11 protein-coding genes are annotated in these 15,769 nt (G+C 42.5%); 4 read left to right on the forward strand and 7 right to left on the reverse strand.

Annotated elements, in window-relative coordinates:
* Positions 1–27: 27 nt before the first annotated feature.
* Complete coding sequence (locus G3W54_RS10520) at positions 28–2,871, reverse strand: autotransporter domain-containing protein (protein ID WP_162653007.1); 2,844 nt, start codon at positions 2,869–2,871, stop codon at positions 28–30.
* A 464-nt stretch (positions 2,872–3,335) separates the two neighbouring features.
* Here G3W54_RS10520 and G3W54_RS10525 point away from each other — a divergent pair, with 464 nt between their 5' ends.
* Positions 3,336–4,469: a helix-turn-helix transcriptional regulator gene (locus G3W54_RS10525; RefSeq protein ID WP_162653008.1), complete on the forward strand. Its 1,134-nt coding sequence runs from the start codon at positions 3,336–3,338 to the stop codon at positions 4,467–4,469.
* Positions 4,470–4,529: 60 nt separating this feature from the next.
* Positions 4,530–5,018 (forward strand): hypothetical protein, encoded by a 489-nt coding sequence (locus tag G3W54_RS10530; protein WP_162653009.1) that lies wholly within the window; start codon positions 4,530–4,532, stop codon positions 5,016–5,018.
* A gap of 122 nt (positions 5,019–5,140) precedes the next feature.
* On the opposite strand, the gene G3W54_RS10535 is transcribed toward G3W54_RS10530, so the two are convergent.
* The 6 genes from G3W54_RS10535 to G3W54_RS10560 form a co-directional block, all read right to left on the reverse strand.
* On the reverse strand, positions 5,141–7,150 hold the full coding sequence (locus G3W54_RS10535; RefSeq protein WP_162653010.1) for an autotransporter outer membrane beta-barrel domain-containing protein: 2,010 nt from the start codon (positions 7,148–7,150) through the stop codon (positions 5,141–5,143).
* A gap of 398 nt (positions 7,151–7,548) precedes the next feature.
* The gene (locus G3W54_RS10540) at positions 7,549–8,040 is read right to left on the reverse strand and encodes a hypothetical protein (RefSeq protein ID WP_162653011.1); all 492 of its coding nucleotides are present in this window, start codon (positions 8,038–8,040) and stop codon (positions 7,549–7,551) included.
* A gap of 163 nt (positions 8,041–8,203) precedes the next feature.
* Positions 8,204–8,983: an outer membrane beta-barrel protein gene (locus tag G3W54_RS10545; protein ID WP_162653012.1), complete on the reverse strand. Its 780-nt coding sequence runs from the start codon at positions 8,981–8,983 to the stop codon at positions 8,204–8,206.
* 297 nt (positions 8,984–9,280) lie between these two features.
* Positions 9,281–11,383, reverse strand: coding sequence for a type I secretion C-terminal target domain-containing protein (locus G3W54_RS10550; protein ID WP_162653013.1), 2,103 nt, complete (start codon positions 11,381–11,383; stop codon positions 9,281–9,283).
* 272 nt (positions 11,384–11,655) lie between these two features.
* Positions 11,656–12,045, reverse strand: coding sequence for an invasion associated locus B family protein (locus G3W54_RS10555; RefSeq protein ID WP_162653014.1), 390 nt, complete (start codon positions 12,043–12,045; stop codon positions 11,656–11,658).
* A 367-nt stretch (positions 12,046–12,412) separates the two neighbouring features.
* On the reverse strand, positions 12,413–12,949 hold the full coding sequence (locus G3W54_RS10560) for a hypothetical protein (RefSeq protein WP_162653015.1): 537 nt from the start codon (positions 12,947–12,949) through the stop codon (positions 12,413–12,415).
* 364 nt (positions 12,950–13,313) lie between these two features.
* Between G3W54_RS10560 and G3W54_RS10565 the strand changes: the two genes are divergently transcribed.
* Complete coding sequence (locus tag G3W54_RS10565; protein WP_162653016.1) at positions 13,314–14,399, forward strand: helix-turn-helix transcriptional regulator; 1,086 nt, start codon at positions 13,314–13,316, stop codon at positions 14,397–14,399.
* Between the two features lie 113 nt (positions 14,400–14,512).
* The gene (locus tag G3W54_RS10570; protein ID WP_162653017.1) at positions 14,513–15,646 is read left to right on the forward strand and encodes a helix-turn-helix transcriptional regulator; all 1,134 of its coding nucleotides are present in this window, start codon (positions 14,513–14,515) and stop codon (positions 15,644–15,646) included.
* Positions 15,647–15,769: the final 123 nt, after the last annotated feature.

Consider the following 15,769-nt stretch of genomic DNA (forward strand, 5'->3'; position numbering starts at 1 on the left):
TTTACCGCCCGCCCCAAGTCGAACCAATCAGAACGTCACTTTGAATTTGGCATTAGCTGAGAAGCTTGATCGACCACTGCCGAAGCTTACTTTGCTGCCGACATTGAATGAACCACTATTGCCTAGTGCGAACTGGCCTTCAGCACCCAAATATCCTGAGACACGATCTTCAAACCCACTGGAAACTGATTGATTGATACCAATAAGTGTTACATCAGCAGATTGACCGCTTACTGCATTTCGGGACTGAATACCGACACGCCCTGTGAACTGACCGAAACCCATCATCTTGCTGGCTGAAAGTTCTGCTTTGGTTGTGACAATGCCAAGACTGCGTGTGCCTACAACTGCATCCCCGTTTGAGCCTGCCTCAGTAAATCCACTAATGGATTGATGCGCATATTGCGTTTGCAAAGATGGTGTTAAATCCCAACCATTGACCTGCCCCAATTGTCTAGAAATCCTGATCTCAGGGCTTATCCAGAAGCTAGAATATTTTGATGTAGACCAGGCTTCACCCAAATGCTGACCCAGATCATTAGTTGCCAGATTGTCATTTACAAATCTACGATCACTATGGCTGTTGTAACCAGTGCTTAGCCCCACATTGACATCAAGCATGCCTGCGTTAAATGCGCTATTGGCATGAACGAAGAAACCATTGCTGGAATTATCAAAGGATTCACTCCAGCGGCTAGAGGCGCTTGAACTATTGCGGAGATAACCAGCCATTGCATTAAACACAAAGCCATTCCCAAGCTCAAACTGGTTACCAAACGCAAATCCGCCAGCAAATGTATTGCGGTCAAGTGTCGCTGCATTTCCATCGAAACTTGAGAAGCCGCCAAAGCCAGCAATCCACGGTGCTGTTTGATCAGCTTTAAGTGCGGCCAGATCAGAGATCAGACCAGCACTTTCCCCCAGCTGATCAAACGCCACAGCCAAAACTGTCGGATCATAGGTTGCAAACTGATCCGTGACTGCATTGTAAAACCCTGCTACGGGACCAGAAACTACGGGCGCACTTGTCTCATCTAGCGTCCAAATAACGGAATGAGATGGACCTGTTGTAATGTTAACTGTTGTTGCCGAACCGTAAGAAATATGGCCACCTAGGTAAGACGGTGCAAGCAAATTGAGAATATTGGTGTTATTATCGATTAAAATAGCGTAGATAATTGCCGGATTGGTCGACTTAGACATATTGATAATCTTACCGGAATTTGTAGTGTTGGATCCACTGACGCCGTCTGCCCATATACCTACATGGGCAGATAATATATTATCTTCGCCGTCATACCCAGTGATGATCTCACCATGATTAAGGATCGTGGCATTTCCTGGCGCAAAGTCTTCAATATTTATACCAAATCCATTGGACAATATTCTGCCATTATTTGTAATTGTCGCCAAATCTGTATCTACATAAACGCCGGTATCCTCAGCCACTAAAGTGCCGTTATTAATTACAATGGCATTATCAGCGTTAAACTCTAATTCAATTGCTCTTCCATCAGATGAAATTATACCGGAATTAGTAATTCTAGTATTCATTGCATCGGACAAAATGCCCACTCCGACTGTGTTAATCTCGCCATCATTCAAAACAGAAGAATTGATAGCGCCTGTAAGCAAGTTGATTCCAACTCCGCCGCTTTCAATATTCCCATAATTGTGAATAATTGCTCGCGCGCCTTCCACAAACACACCATTGGTAGTGCCTTGAATGGTTCCATAGTTATTGACGACAAAATCGCTTGCAGTTGAGCTCGAACTTACACCCCGTCCTGCGGTTCCATTGATCGACCCATGATTAGCTAATGTGGTATCCTCACTATTAACAAAAAAACCGATATTTACTGCAGTTAACGAGCCATGATTGTTGAATTCAAAATTTGCTGCTGCCGTTGAGGTAGCAACACCGTAATCAAACCCGTTTATCGTACCAAAATTGTTTAGAAGGGAATCAGAGCCGCCATGAGTTATGCCATTTGCGGTACTGCTCAAAATTTCGGCGCCGTTGTAGTTACTTACTGTAACGTTAGATGTACCATCATTGACTGATATTCCATTATCATCACCAGTAATGGAGCTATAATTTTCTATCGAAATATTAGAACCAGTCGTAATTTCAATTGCATGAGAATTCATGCTTTCTATCAAACCATTATTTCGAACAACTGCGTCTCCACTATCAATGACAACACCTTCTAGAGTATTGCCAGTAATAGTTCCAAAGTTTTCAAGTCGTGACCCGCCATCTCCAGAGAGGTAAACACCCCTATCGTCACCAGTTATAGAAGCGTTAGCATAGTTATAAATTATGGTATCAATTGCATCGGTATCAACAGCAATACCATCGTTTGCTAGACCCTCAATTTGTCCATAATTACGGACAACCACTGACGTCGAATTACCGGCAATCCGGAGACCGTTGTTATCACCTGTTATGCTCGCGCCGTTGTTGTTTAAGATTGAGAAGTCAATCATATTAACAACAACACCATTATCTCCACCAGTGATCGAATTATTATTGGTTAAAGAACCGCCGCTCCCCGCTGTTGCATGTACACCATAGACAAAACCACCCAATGACCCATTATTGACAATTACATTGTTGCTGCCAACAGCATCAACAGCGTCGTCGGCAGTAGTGGCGATTGAACCACTTGGGGTAATTGTCAGAGTGTCAGCGCCATCTATGGTGTTCCCGTTATTCGTTGTGGTTACAGCTGTAGATACGACAAAATCATCAGCCATGGCGGAGGAGGTCAAAACGCCAGTGGCAGCCAATACATAGAAAGGCACGCTAGCGAGGAGAGCCTTTTTTAGTTTTAATATGCTAAACGACGGATTTTTACTGCAATTCATTGGGCTACACCTTAGGGTTATATCTGGCCTCAATGGATATAAAGTCGCGAAGATCTTCGCATCGCCCGTTTAAGTTATAGAATAAAGAAATTGCCGATTATAGCTAAACCAGACAAAGCACCTTTTGAGCGCAAGAAATGTTTTTTGCATCTCATCGTCATTGAGCACGGCCATTGGCCAGAGCCCTAGGCGGGATGGGTTCAAAACAAGAGAAATCGAAATAGGATTGATTACTATGTTATGATGAAGATGCTCCCACGTCGATAATGAATGGTGTGTTTCCAGCAATACTGTTCAATAGGGAGGTCAAGCACGGCAATCACTCGTTGCCATTAACCTCATGGTGTTCAACATCCTATATTATAACTAGAAAAATATATTTCATCACTCAAATAGGTGATGGATTACAGGAAATTGCATTTTAGTATTAAACTTGGTTTTATGGTCTGAAGAAAGGATCGATTGTGCAAGAATTGTTACTACCAGCTGTCGATACATTCTATGACTGTGTTGAACATGAGTTTGATTATCAGCGCGCTGTTGAAACGCTCAGCCGCGCAGCAGATGATACAGGATTTGTTTTCTCCGAAAACTGGCCCCTGTGTGGCAACAGGCCACCTCTTGGATCTCATAACATCCCACAGGATTGCCTAGATGTTTTAGTCGATGGCGGATTAGATCTTCAGTCACATGATGCATTCCAAAAATTTATGTTGATACCAGAACAGACACCAACTCTCCTTAGATCGCACATGTCCATTGAAGATCATTATGAAACCCGCCTTCATCAGGAAGCTGCCAAACCCTGGGGCATGCATTGCGAAGGTGTGACCATACTGAATAAATCAACCGAAAATAGTCTAGCCTGCTGGTTTGTAAGATATCCCGGACAATCCGAAGTCGTGGATGAGTTGTCATTCCAGATAGCATTTCTTAGCAAACAGCTCAGTCGGGCGATAGCTCTTCAAAATAAAATAGATCAGCTCAATGAAGCCTTGCGTGTTTCGAACAATGTCCTTGATCTAATCAACTTCGGACTCGTTTTATATGGAAAGAAAGAAGCTCCGGTATATATTAACAGAGCAGCAAGAGAGATATTTGATGCAGACGATGGTATCGGGCTTGGTAAAAGCAACTTAATAATATCTGATCGCAATGCCAATAAAAAATTGGATACATTGTCAAGCATGATCCGAAACGGCTATAGCCACTTCAGTGCTCGTTCTGGGCAAGCTATTCTTGCCCATCGCCCATCGGGAAAAAGAGCCTATAGCCTGATAGCTATTCCTCTAGCAAAGTACAAAAAGTTCGGTATGGACAATGTAAATATGGTGGTAATGATATTTGATCCGTATTCCAAGAGCAACTCAACAGTAAACTTGTTCGCTTCATCTTATGGGTTAACGTCTGCTGAATCCATGTTGGCGATAGAACTCGCCCATGGCATTAGTTTAGACGAGTTCACGGCCAAAAAGGGTATCAGCACAAACACAGCCCGGACCCAATTGAAATCTATATTTGCAAAAACAGAAACATCTCGCCAGCACGAACTTGTGAGCGTTTTGCTTAGATCCATCGCAAATATGAATTTGGAGTAATATGTATTCGGTCATCAGGTCATTGGATATTATATCCTATGTGACATTGGAGTGAAGCTCATGCATAAAATTACAAAACTCATAATTGCTGCGATCTTAGTCCCTTCGGTATTTTATGGCGTCTTGTTTTATCTGAGTATGACTTCCTACAACATTTTAATATTTGGGAATGAAAAAGAAATACACCAAAAAAACTTTGCTAAAGTGATAGAAACTGCCTCGAAGAAAAATGGATATGTAAGCGAATTTTTATCCAGCCAAACACTTGGAAAAATGCTTGAACAACATCCTGATTGTTGCAAGGTCTGTCTGGCCGATTTATTCCCACACCCCTTCCTTACCGAAAGTTACAACTGGGTGGAGGATAAGAGAACAATCCTAAAAAGCGATGCCAAGCCATATCTCTTCGCACATTTGGCATTATGGATTACGTTGCGTTCAATCGTCGGCGAGCAAAACTACTACTATGTAATAAACATCCCCACAAAAGGCATTTACGATTATAGTGTTCTTTGCAACGCTAACTCCAAATGTTTAGAAGCAACGTAGTTTAATGTGCAAATAATTCAGAATTTCAGAACTTGTTAGTTAGGGTTGACGCCAGCTAATTGCCCTTTAAAAAAAGGGAGAGCAATAGATACTCTCCCTCTTAGGTGCTGAATTATATCGATTTAGAACTTAACAGCGAAGCCGATCTTACCGCCAATTTGGGCTGTACTGCCTGTGTCATAAGACGCCTCAAGTCGGCCAAAGACTGAACTGTTTTCACTCATGGCTGTGTTGAACTTTGCACCAACGAATCCACGTGCAACAGAGTTGCTGTTGGCTGCCTTAAAGGTTGTCGTAGCACCGAGGAAAGTTGCAGTTGCATTGTTGCCCCCAAACCCGACAGAACCCTCAAGACCCAAATAGGGCTGGATTTTGGTTACATGTTCAGACCCTGAACCAATTTCCTTTTGCCAGGCAAGTTCACCACGTGCATTAAGTTGATGGATATTGCGAGACGCAACAGTTAGATTGCCCGCAGAACCTGTTTCGCTATAACCACCCAGATAAAGACCAGAATAGCCAACAGACGCAGAAGCCAGCATTTGCTGTTCACCCAAAGTGATATCTTTCTCATAGCCAAGTGTTGGTGCAAAGAAGAAGCCATTATATTTTGCGGTAGCAGTTGCCATACCAACAATGCGTTTTGAATCGAAATTCATCCAACCCGCAAGCAGATCAAGAGTGATTGCCCCCTCACCCATCTGACGCTTGCCATAGATACCACCATAAAAACTGTTCGTATCTGTTTCCTGACCGTTTTTAACATCAACCCGGATACGACCTACACCGGCACCGCCATAGACACCATAAAGATCGCCGTTTTCATCAAACCAGTCTGCCCCCACAAGACCACCGCCAGCAACATGTGTTGTGGTTGCAAAAGACGATGATGCTTTTGTACGTGACGCAGTTCCCCAACCGCTCACCCAATAGGTTCCTGTTTTGCCAACAACATTATCTTCGGTGCCATACCCAAAGCCGGTTGATGTTCCGCCAAAAGAAGCTGCATCAATCCGTGTTTGTGCCCCGTTGCCAATGCTACTAGTAACACCCAACAAAACATCACCCATCACACTTTGAGTGGATACGTCAGCTTGGGCGCGGGTTCCTGCATCAGAATAATTCACAGGAGACCCAAAATTGGTAGTGCCCGGCTCGTTGTTACCTAAACTAACAATCGTGCTTAGACCAGCGCCAAAATTGACGGTGTCGGCGGCGCCAACCAGATAGAACCCTCCAATCAAGATTGAGCCCGGTTCAAGATTAATTGTATCTGCCTCTGCACCACTTAAGATAATAGAATAACCAGAGCTTCCGTCGATCGTACCAGAGTTAGTTATTGTCGATGCACCAGCGCCACCGCTGATATTGATGCCCTGAGTTCCACCTGTAATTGTGCCACTATTATTGAGATTAGCGAGTGAAATAGCATCAACACCGTAAGCGCCGCCGGTAATTGATCCGGTATTAATCAGATTTGTAATTGTCGCACCGTTGCCTTCAATACCATCCCCACCACCTCCTGAGATCGTGCCATGGTTTATTAAGTTAGCTACTGTGACGGTCGCTCGAATACCATGCAAACCACCTTGGATCGTACCACTATTACTAAAATCGACAATATCAAGGACGCTAATGCCATCGAGTCCGCCGTCGATCATACCGCTATTACTAAGATTGGTTATTTCGCTGGCAGAGATACCGCGGGAACTGCCACTGATTACACCGCTGTTAATTAGGTTGGTTATGTCAGTGCCACTCACACCATTTGTATTAGTTCCAGTAATGGATCCTGAATTTGAGAGTGTAAGCGTCGATGCAAGAGAACGGATCCCAGACTGATTACCGGTAATACTGCCCGCATTTATGACATGAATTGTCGTACCATCAACGGCATCAACTACACCACTCATAGTGGTTTCATTAACTTCTCCACCCTTCTCAACCGTGAGAGTTTCACCATCGGCGAGCGAAACAGTTGTGAGTACAGCTGTGCCAGATGAAACTGTCACATCCGCATTCGCAGTTGGTGATGAAAACGTCAAGACAACCGCCGCCAGAGAAGGAGCAACCAATGCGGTGTATGACTTTAAACGCGATATCATTCGATCGCGGGTCGTAGTATAGTTCAAAATTAAATCCCTCGAAAATATTGTAATCAAAGCAACATGTGTAGTTAGCAAAACAGGTTCGCCAACTACTGATCGCCCTTGCCAAACGCAACTCCGATGCCCTCACACGAGTCGCACCTGAGAATGAAAAATTCTCACAAATAATATCAATTTCGGTTTTTTTGGCATCATCCGTTTGGGTTATTGAACGAGGTTTTCCAAGCATAGGGATGATTAACTATTACGCGAGTTTGCATCGGTAATTATTGATGTTAACGCACAAAATCCAATACAACACCTTGCTCGCAAATGTGGGCCATGCGAGAATTTGAATTAGTGCTCGGTAGGGATGATGAATATGTTTTTGGTAAAAGTTACTTCGTTGAACAATCATCTGAATCGCTGAAATAGCTTGCGTACTATTCCCTGAACTTTTTGTATAATCCGATAGGTATCGACATCGTCAGTGCACTTAAAAGCACCGTCACACTGACTATAATTCCTTCCACTACGGTCATCAGGTAAGTTGGCACGAAGTTATGGATCTCGGCCTCCGACACACTTAGTGCTACAAGCACACCTATCTTCGCAACCGCTCCGGCATAAAGGTCAGGCAATATCAGCACAAGAATCGACTTATCGGCTAGAAAATATGCGAGCGTCCATATCAGCGCCACAAAAATCTTAAATACATAAGCAAAATAGAGCAAGCGCTTTAAAAAAGGCCTGCTATCTAAATAGTAGATAAAATAGCTAGTACTCGTAAGAAATGCGTAAAACAATATGAGCGTTAGGATACCCGCAAGTAATGCCAAAACATCATGAGTGCCAATCACTAAAACAAAACTCGGCATGGCGCAGACGACGACCAACATTCCCCACTTAACCAAATTGTATTCAAAGTCACTCATATGCAAAACTTGAAACGACTGACGGTACGACAATCGAAATCCGCTAGAAAATTATCTGGATGGGTAAGTGGGGCTTCAGTGATACAACATCTAGGCGCGCATATGGCTGGTTATGTCACCTCACTAGAAATATTCTAGATGCCTCTTCGTAAGGATTGTAGTGCTAAAAATGCACATTCAGACCAACTCTGACCACATGGCTGGATCTGAAATCAAAGTTCACATTACCTGTACCGCCAGCACCTGGTGTAGGTATCGTTACATTCAAATCCTTTGTAAGGTCTGAATAAAGATATTCCAATTTAAGACTGATCTTTTCATTCATCGCAGATTCAATTCCACCTCCAATGGTATAACCAGTCAGCCAACCTGAATCCGTAACAAATGGGTCTCCTGTTTGACCACTGGCAGATGCACTAGCCCGAGCCGCGGATAAGCCAGCTGTTATATATAATAAGTTACGTTCTTCTTCCCCAGTAATAAAACCCAGTCTACCGCGCAATGTTGCAAACGCATCCATTTTTGTACGATAGCTTGCCCCATCATCTAATGCCGCGCCCGCAGCGACATCAAATGTTTCAGATACGTTGAAATCCATTAACCCAATATCGCCCTCAATACCCAACAGCAGATCACTGTTCTCACCCCTGAAGTTTTTACCAAGAGTCAGGCCTAAGATTGCGCTATTCATTGAATGTGAGGTATTAAAATTGGGGGCATCAAAATCGGTAGACATGGTAAGATCGCCTTGGATATATCCAGCATTTAATCCTCCATAGAATCGATTCCAGTCAAACCCAAGATGATCAACTGGCTCCTCAAATACAGGAACGGGATCCGGCTCTTTTAAATAAAGGTCTGCAGCATTTGCAGTCATGGAGGTTATTAGAAAACTAACTATAACCATGCTAGTTGCCGGAATTTGTTTTGAATGAATGCGCATCTAAAATCCTAACTGCATATTACATATTCAATTTCTAATCCAGATAAGTAATATTTAGAGTTAGAGCTCCGCACATCATCCATATTGGTTAAACCAGAAAATATAATCGTTGAAAATCCCTTATCTTCCCAAGTTCATTTAACCTCGAAAACAACTAAGATAATCTCATAGTCTCCTTGAATGACCAGCCTGCAGGCTTACTTCTCGAGTTACCTATTAACGAAACAAATTGATGAAGTGCAGAAGCGGCAAATTTACTAAATTTACCGCTTCCATTTCATGTTTCCAGCACTAGGATCAGATTATGAAATCATCCTGGAAATTAGTTGCTAGATCGGCCAGAGCTTGTTCATGGGCTAATTCATTGCTCAAGTCAGAATAATCCAATATGTCTGAGATATTGAGACCTTTTCCATAACCAATAGTGACAACTTCTTGGAAATTGTCTCCACCCCCATCAACATCAACAGATAGAACAGCATGTTTCCAACCCGATTGAGCGAGGGAAACAAAGTCTTCAATGTTATCGGTTGAGGAATTAAAATTCTGCAGAAGATCAGTGAGGTTTACACGGTCTCCCTGACTTTGATTAAAGTCCCAGATCCCATCCTTCGCATCAAATGCAGTTTCGAAGTTAAACACAAATGTGTCGGCGCCTTCTCCCCCGAAAAGCTGATTTTCTCCCGCACCACCAATGACAACATCATTACCGGAACCACCTTCCAGATGATCATCGCCAGCACCACCGAATAGGATGTCGTCATTGTTGCCACCCAGCAGCTTGTCTTTACCGGAACCACCAAGAAGAACATCATCACCATGTCCGCCGCTTACTCTGTCGTCACCATCGCCTCCAGCCACGAGGTCATTGCCATAGCTGCCATCAAGATAGTCATCGCCCAAACCGCCAAACAAGCTATCATTGCCGCCATCGCCGCTGAGGAAATCAGCACCTTGGTTACCAAATATCACGTCATTGCCTTGACTGCCATAAATTGTATCATCGCCCGCAAAACCACGCATCGTGTCATCTTCATTTTTGCCGAATAGACTATCCTCACCATCGCTACCAAGAATAGTAGGGTCAACGGGGTCCACTGGGTCTGGATCAACAGGGTCTGGATCTGGATCAACGGGATCTGGGTCAGGGTCAACGGGATCCGGATCAGCAATCACGCCGTCAAAGTCGATCAATTCAATACCGGTAATTTCACCATCCTGAGAAGAGTTATCAGCCCACAATTCAACAGGACCTGCCACAGTGTTGGGGCCAGTCACATTCAGATTACCTCTATCAGCAAGTAATGAGAAATTAGAAGGAAGTTCGCCATCAGTTTCTGAATCAAATACAATCTCGTTGCCAGAAAAATTAAATGTCTGATCGCTACTTGGTGCACGCAGAACACCCAGACGCCAAACATCACTACGATCAGTTTCAAATGTGATGGTGTTGTCTGTAAAGTCTACTGATTTTCGATACGTTTCACTATGGATTGGTCCCTCTTTACCCAGGCTATCTCCACCCAGATAAATATTGCCAGTTGTGGCATCAATCGTATTGCCAGAAATCACATTATCGTTGTGGAATTCATCCGTCACATTCAAGCCTGCAGCAACCATTGCATCAGACTGCACATCACCCAAATCAATAATATGGCCCGGAGATGAGCCGAAGTCATTGTTAGTTATTGTAACGCCAACATCACGCATTTTAAGAAGGCTACCTTGGTCACCGTCAATCTTGTCACCAAATGTGTTTCCATTGACTGTGGTATTCACACCCTCGGAATAAACATGGTGTCGTAGATATGATCCGCTTAGCCCGTTGTCTTCAAATGTATTCCCATCAATAACAAGATTTTCGGTAATCTCATATTCATGGTTTGAATTGGAAAAAACACCCATACCATTGTGGTGGATAAAGTTATCCTGAATAGTGATGTCATCGCCACCCTTGATATAGACCCCCGCGGAGCCACCATATGAGTGCTCTACTCCTGCCGTATCTGTAAAGGAATTACCTTGTCCTGCACCAGTGATCTCAAACCCACTAATGATTATAAACTGCGGAACGTCTTCCGGTGAGGGGTAAGAATTTGCAGGGCCAATATAAATACTTCCACCCAGTTCCTGGCGGTATTCCAGATTGAAATTTGAAAACTGCACATCTGTTGTCGCACCATCAGAATCCAATACTGGTATTTCACCATTGGGACCAGGCACACCTTGAATGGTGATTGGCTGATCTTCTGTACCCTGAACGTCCAGAAGTAGTCTTTCGTTATAGGATTCTGAACGTCCGTGCACATTTACAATATCACCTGGCTCCAGATCATTCCACACAATGTCACCTAATTCCTGATAAGGAGACCCTGGCATTCCAATGTCATAAGTAGTCATTTTGAATTCGCTTTCTCTCGCAATCGTTTGATTGTTGATTGATCTCGTTCCCAGTCTGATTCGTTACGGGACTACTTTTGACAAAGCGGCAATCACAAACATCATCCAAATTAGTTATGAAACTGACTAGCGATTCACATAGTTTTTCAATGTTGAAACTATTTGTTAAAATTCAAAATTTTGTAGGAATAGATTGTTAATGATCTATAGCAATCATTGGTTTCGCCAAGAATCGAAAGAATAACTGGACGCATCATCTAGAAGACTGGCAATTACTTCATGAGATCAAAAGATTTGGAAAAACCTTTTAGATTTACTTCTATCTTGATTTTATTTTGAACTAAATCATGAACAGCCACGGTGAGTTTATTTCCTGCCTTCATTCCCACAATCATATTCGGTAATATGGCAACCGTAGCATAGGCGCCATTTGCATCTGTTGTCCCAATAGGATGATTGACAACCTTGCTATCATCTATCGATAAATCAATTCCTTTAACCAAATTCAGACCATGCGGCAGCTGTATACGCATTGTCACAGATCCCAGTTTGTCACGAAAAATATTTATACCCAAGATACGCTGTCTTGGTTTATCTCGAAAAATCGACTGGCTCATCGAACAGGATAGTTTGTCTGCGGCAGCCTGATTGGAGCAAGTCACTAACCAGAGAGGGCCCCTCGAAGCACTTGTGTTCGTTTGAGCAACAGTAACATCACATAGGAGGATAACGAGGAGGATGACAAACGAGAGCCATTTAGGTTGATGAATTACATTGGGTAAAAACATGAACAATCTACTTAATATCTGTATATCTGAGGCAAAAAATAGAACATAAAGATTCCAGTTTACCATCAATCAGACTTGTGCAGAGACAACAGATCAAAAAGAATTTCATCATTCATATTAGGTATACCAGAGATGAAGTGTTTAAAAAAAATCATTTATAACACGTCAATGCCTTATGGATTAAGCAATTGGTACAGTTGATACATTTTCATTAAAGCTACCAAAGCTTGAAATCCAGGGTCTATTGCTGCCAACATTCAACACGGATAAATCTGAGAGCGCCCCTTATAAGCAAAGATAGCGGAATCACAAGGAATATACATGCCAAAACAATTGTAAGAGCCAGCCTCCAAACAGATAACCTTCCCTCATTCAAAATAAATACATTAGGATCATCTGGGAGATAACGTCCTATGATGATCCCCTTCATCTCATTGAGCTCGCAAATCTTTTCATCTTCAAGACGTATTTTGCTTTTGTACCTTTCATTATTTTCCGAACTGTAACTCACTTCTATATTACAAAAATATGTAGGTTTAAGCCGGTTAGATTCTTGCAGGTTTCCTATTCGCCCATGGAAAATATGTTCTTCAATCTCTAGAAACTCTATCTTCACGGCAACTTCAACACCAACGCGATCAGTTTGAAATTGAGCGTACACACGCTGAAAATGTACGTAACTCAGATAAGTAAAACCAACTCCAATGAGTAATGGCGTCAGCAAAAACAAAATAAGAATAACTCGCACCATGGGGGATGTTCTCTCAGTTTCCGCCATTTACTTCCTTTGCTCCAATGAAAATGAGATCAAGAAAATTAACAAGCAGCTGAGTTTGCAGCCAATTACTTCACGCTCCGTAAAACCAAAATTTATATTTGGTCAGGCCCTTTAATTTTTAATTTATGGAGAGCATACACAATAACTCGACAGCAAAATCATTCACTCAGATCAAAATACAAGACTTAAATTCATTCTTTTGACGGAAATATTCTGTTTTTTTTAAAGGTATGACATGCGATCTGAACGTAATAGTTTATAATACTGCATTATTGCCTTTCATACATGCGGTCTTAAGGATATTTTTGGCGAATTAATGCAGGAACAATTGTTACTAGAAGCTATTGATACGATATATGATTGCGTGGGAGATGGATTTAATCACAATCGAGCTCTCGCAGCCTTCAGTCATGCGACGGATTCCACTGGTCTATTTCTCGCCGAGATATGGCCATTTCTCGGGCGTCAAAGCGAGCTAGGCTCCAGCAATGTTCCAAGAGACGCGATTTCTGCAATGATGGCTTTCGGCACTCCTGAAACAAATTCCATGATGAAAAGTTTACCTTTCATTCCAACTGGAGTACCTGTTTTGAGGCGTGCATTTATATCTGATCATGAATACTATGCAAGTTCTATGTACAAACAAACAAGTGAACCTTGGGGGCTTCATTCAGATGGAGTGAGTATCTTTAAAAAGGGGCTGGTGCATGCGATTGCATGTGGCTTCATGAGGCATCCAAACCAGGGCGGCCTAGATTCCGATATTCTTTCAAGGATTGCATTCTTGAACAAGCATTACATTAGGGCGATGGGGCTTCAAAATCGATTAAGCAAACTTGAAGAAGTATTAATTCACTCCAATTCAGCACTTGACCTCGTTGATTTCGGGGTAATTCTGTACGGGCCAAACAAAACACCAAACTATATGAACCAAGCCGCAAAAAGAATATTTTCTGACAATGACGGTCTTACCCTGCACGGTGGCCGATTAGTAATTAATGACCGAAATGCAAACAGACAATTCAACGACATGATTGAAGCACTGCAGGAAGACAATTTACCTATTGAGTTGCAATCAGGTGGCTTAGTAAGAGCCAAACGGGCATCGCTGAAACGTAGCTACAGTATTATGCTTGTTCCGTTAAGCACGAGGCAAAGTGTAGCAGGAAAAAATACTACATTGGCAGCCTTGATTTTCGACCCGAATATAAAACGCACAACAGCGATTAAACTTTTTGCAACGTCGTATGGGTTTACCAAGGCTGAAGCTAGGCTGGCTTTGGAGCTGGCACAGGGCACGACCATCGAAGAATATGCATCAAAAAATAAGATCAGTAAAAACACGGTTCGAACTCAGATAAGATCGTTATTGCTTAAGACCAAAACAAATCGACAAGGAGAACTTGTAAGTTTATTGCTTCGTGTAATCGCTGGTATCAATTTAGAATAGCGTGCCAAGTATAAAAATGCTTTCATTTTCTCAAATTTCATCCAAATGCATGATGGATAGCATGGTCAACCTAAGTACAAAAGAAAACTATAAACCAGCTTGAGGTTTTAACTTTGCAGGACACATTGCTACCCACTATCGAAACATTTTACGACTGTGTAGATGATGATTTTGACTATCAAAGAGCAATTAACTCTCTAAGCCGTGCAACGGATGATACAGGCTTCATGTTCTCGGCTTCATGGCCACTTCTGGGTAATCGGCCGCCACTAGGTTACGTGAACATCCCAGATGGTACTATTAACGCTCTAGTCAAAGGTGGGTTTAACAATGAATCTCATGAACTGTTTAAGAATTTCTTCCTGATTCCAGAATTGGTGCCGGTCCTACGCAGAACTTATCTTTCCGACCAGGAGCACTTTAAAACTCGTGCTTACCAAGAAACAGTCAAGCCATGGGGGCTTCACTCGGAGGGCGTCAGTATTTTGAGAAAAAACTTGAGTGATGGTTTGGCCTGTTGGTTCATACGGCACCCAAGACAGCCTGAAATAGATCATGATTTACTCTGCCGAATAGCCATTCTGAACAAGCACCTCGCGAGAGCCACAGGACTGCAGAGTAGAATCGATAAAGTCAGTGAGGCCGTTATTCGATCAAATAGTGCGTTGGATCTGGTAGATTTTGGCTTAGTTCTTTACAATAATAAAAATGTTCCAATTTTTCTAAATAAACTAGCTCAAAAGATTTGCAACACGAAAGATGGTATAAGCTTAACCAAAGATGGAATATCCCTAGATGATTTCACGGCAAATGAAGAATTGGACACAATATTTAGAAAAGTAACACACCGCAAAATGCCATCAGATGCCCGAGCTGGCGGTGTTATTCGTGTGCCGCGCCCTTCTGGCAAGCAAGCTTACAGCATCATGGTTACGCCGCTTTTAAAAAAACTAAATAACGAGCTGAACAATACGACTTCTGCATTGTTGATTTTCGATCCATCATTTAAGAAAAGCTCCGCCTTAAAACTATTCACATCATCCTATGGCTTAACCAATGCAGAAACACGGCTGGCCGTAGAACTCATTCAGGGAAGAAGTTTAGAAGAATTCGCCATAAAAAAACAAATCAGCATTGCAACAGCACGAACACAGTTGAGTTCAATTTTTGCCAAAACTGAGACGTCGCGACAACCTGAGCTTATAAGTCTTCTCCTAAGGTCTGCCTCTGGAATACATCTCGATTAATCTAGTTAACCCGACAGATCGACTTCCTCGAGTAATTCTTGAGTAATAAAAAATATCGCAACTCTCTTTTTAAAAGTGCATAGGCTCGATCAGATCAGCACCTTGCTGCAACCCATAAAAAAA

Origin of the sequence: Lentilitoribacter sp. Alg239-R112, assembly GCF_900537175.1 — a bacterium.
GTDB lineage: Bacteria > Pseudomonadota > Alphaproteobacteria > Rhizobiales > Rhizobiaceae > Lentilitoribacter.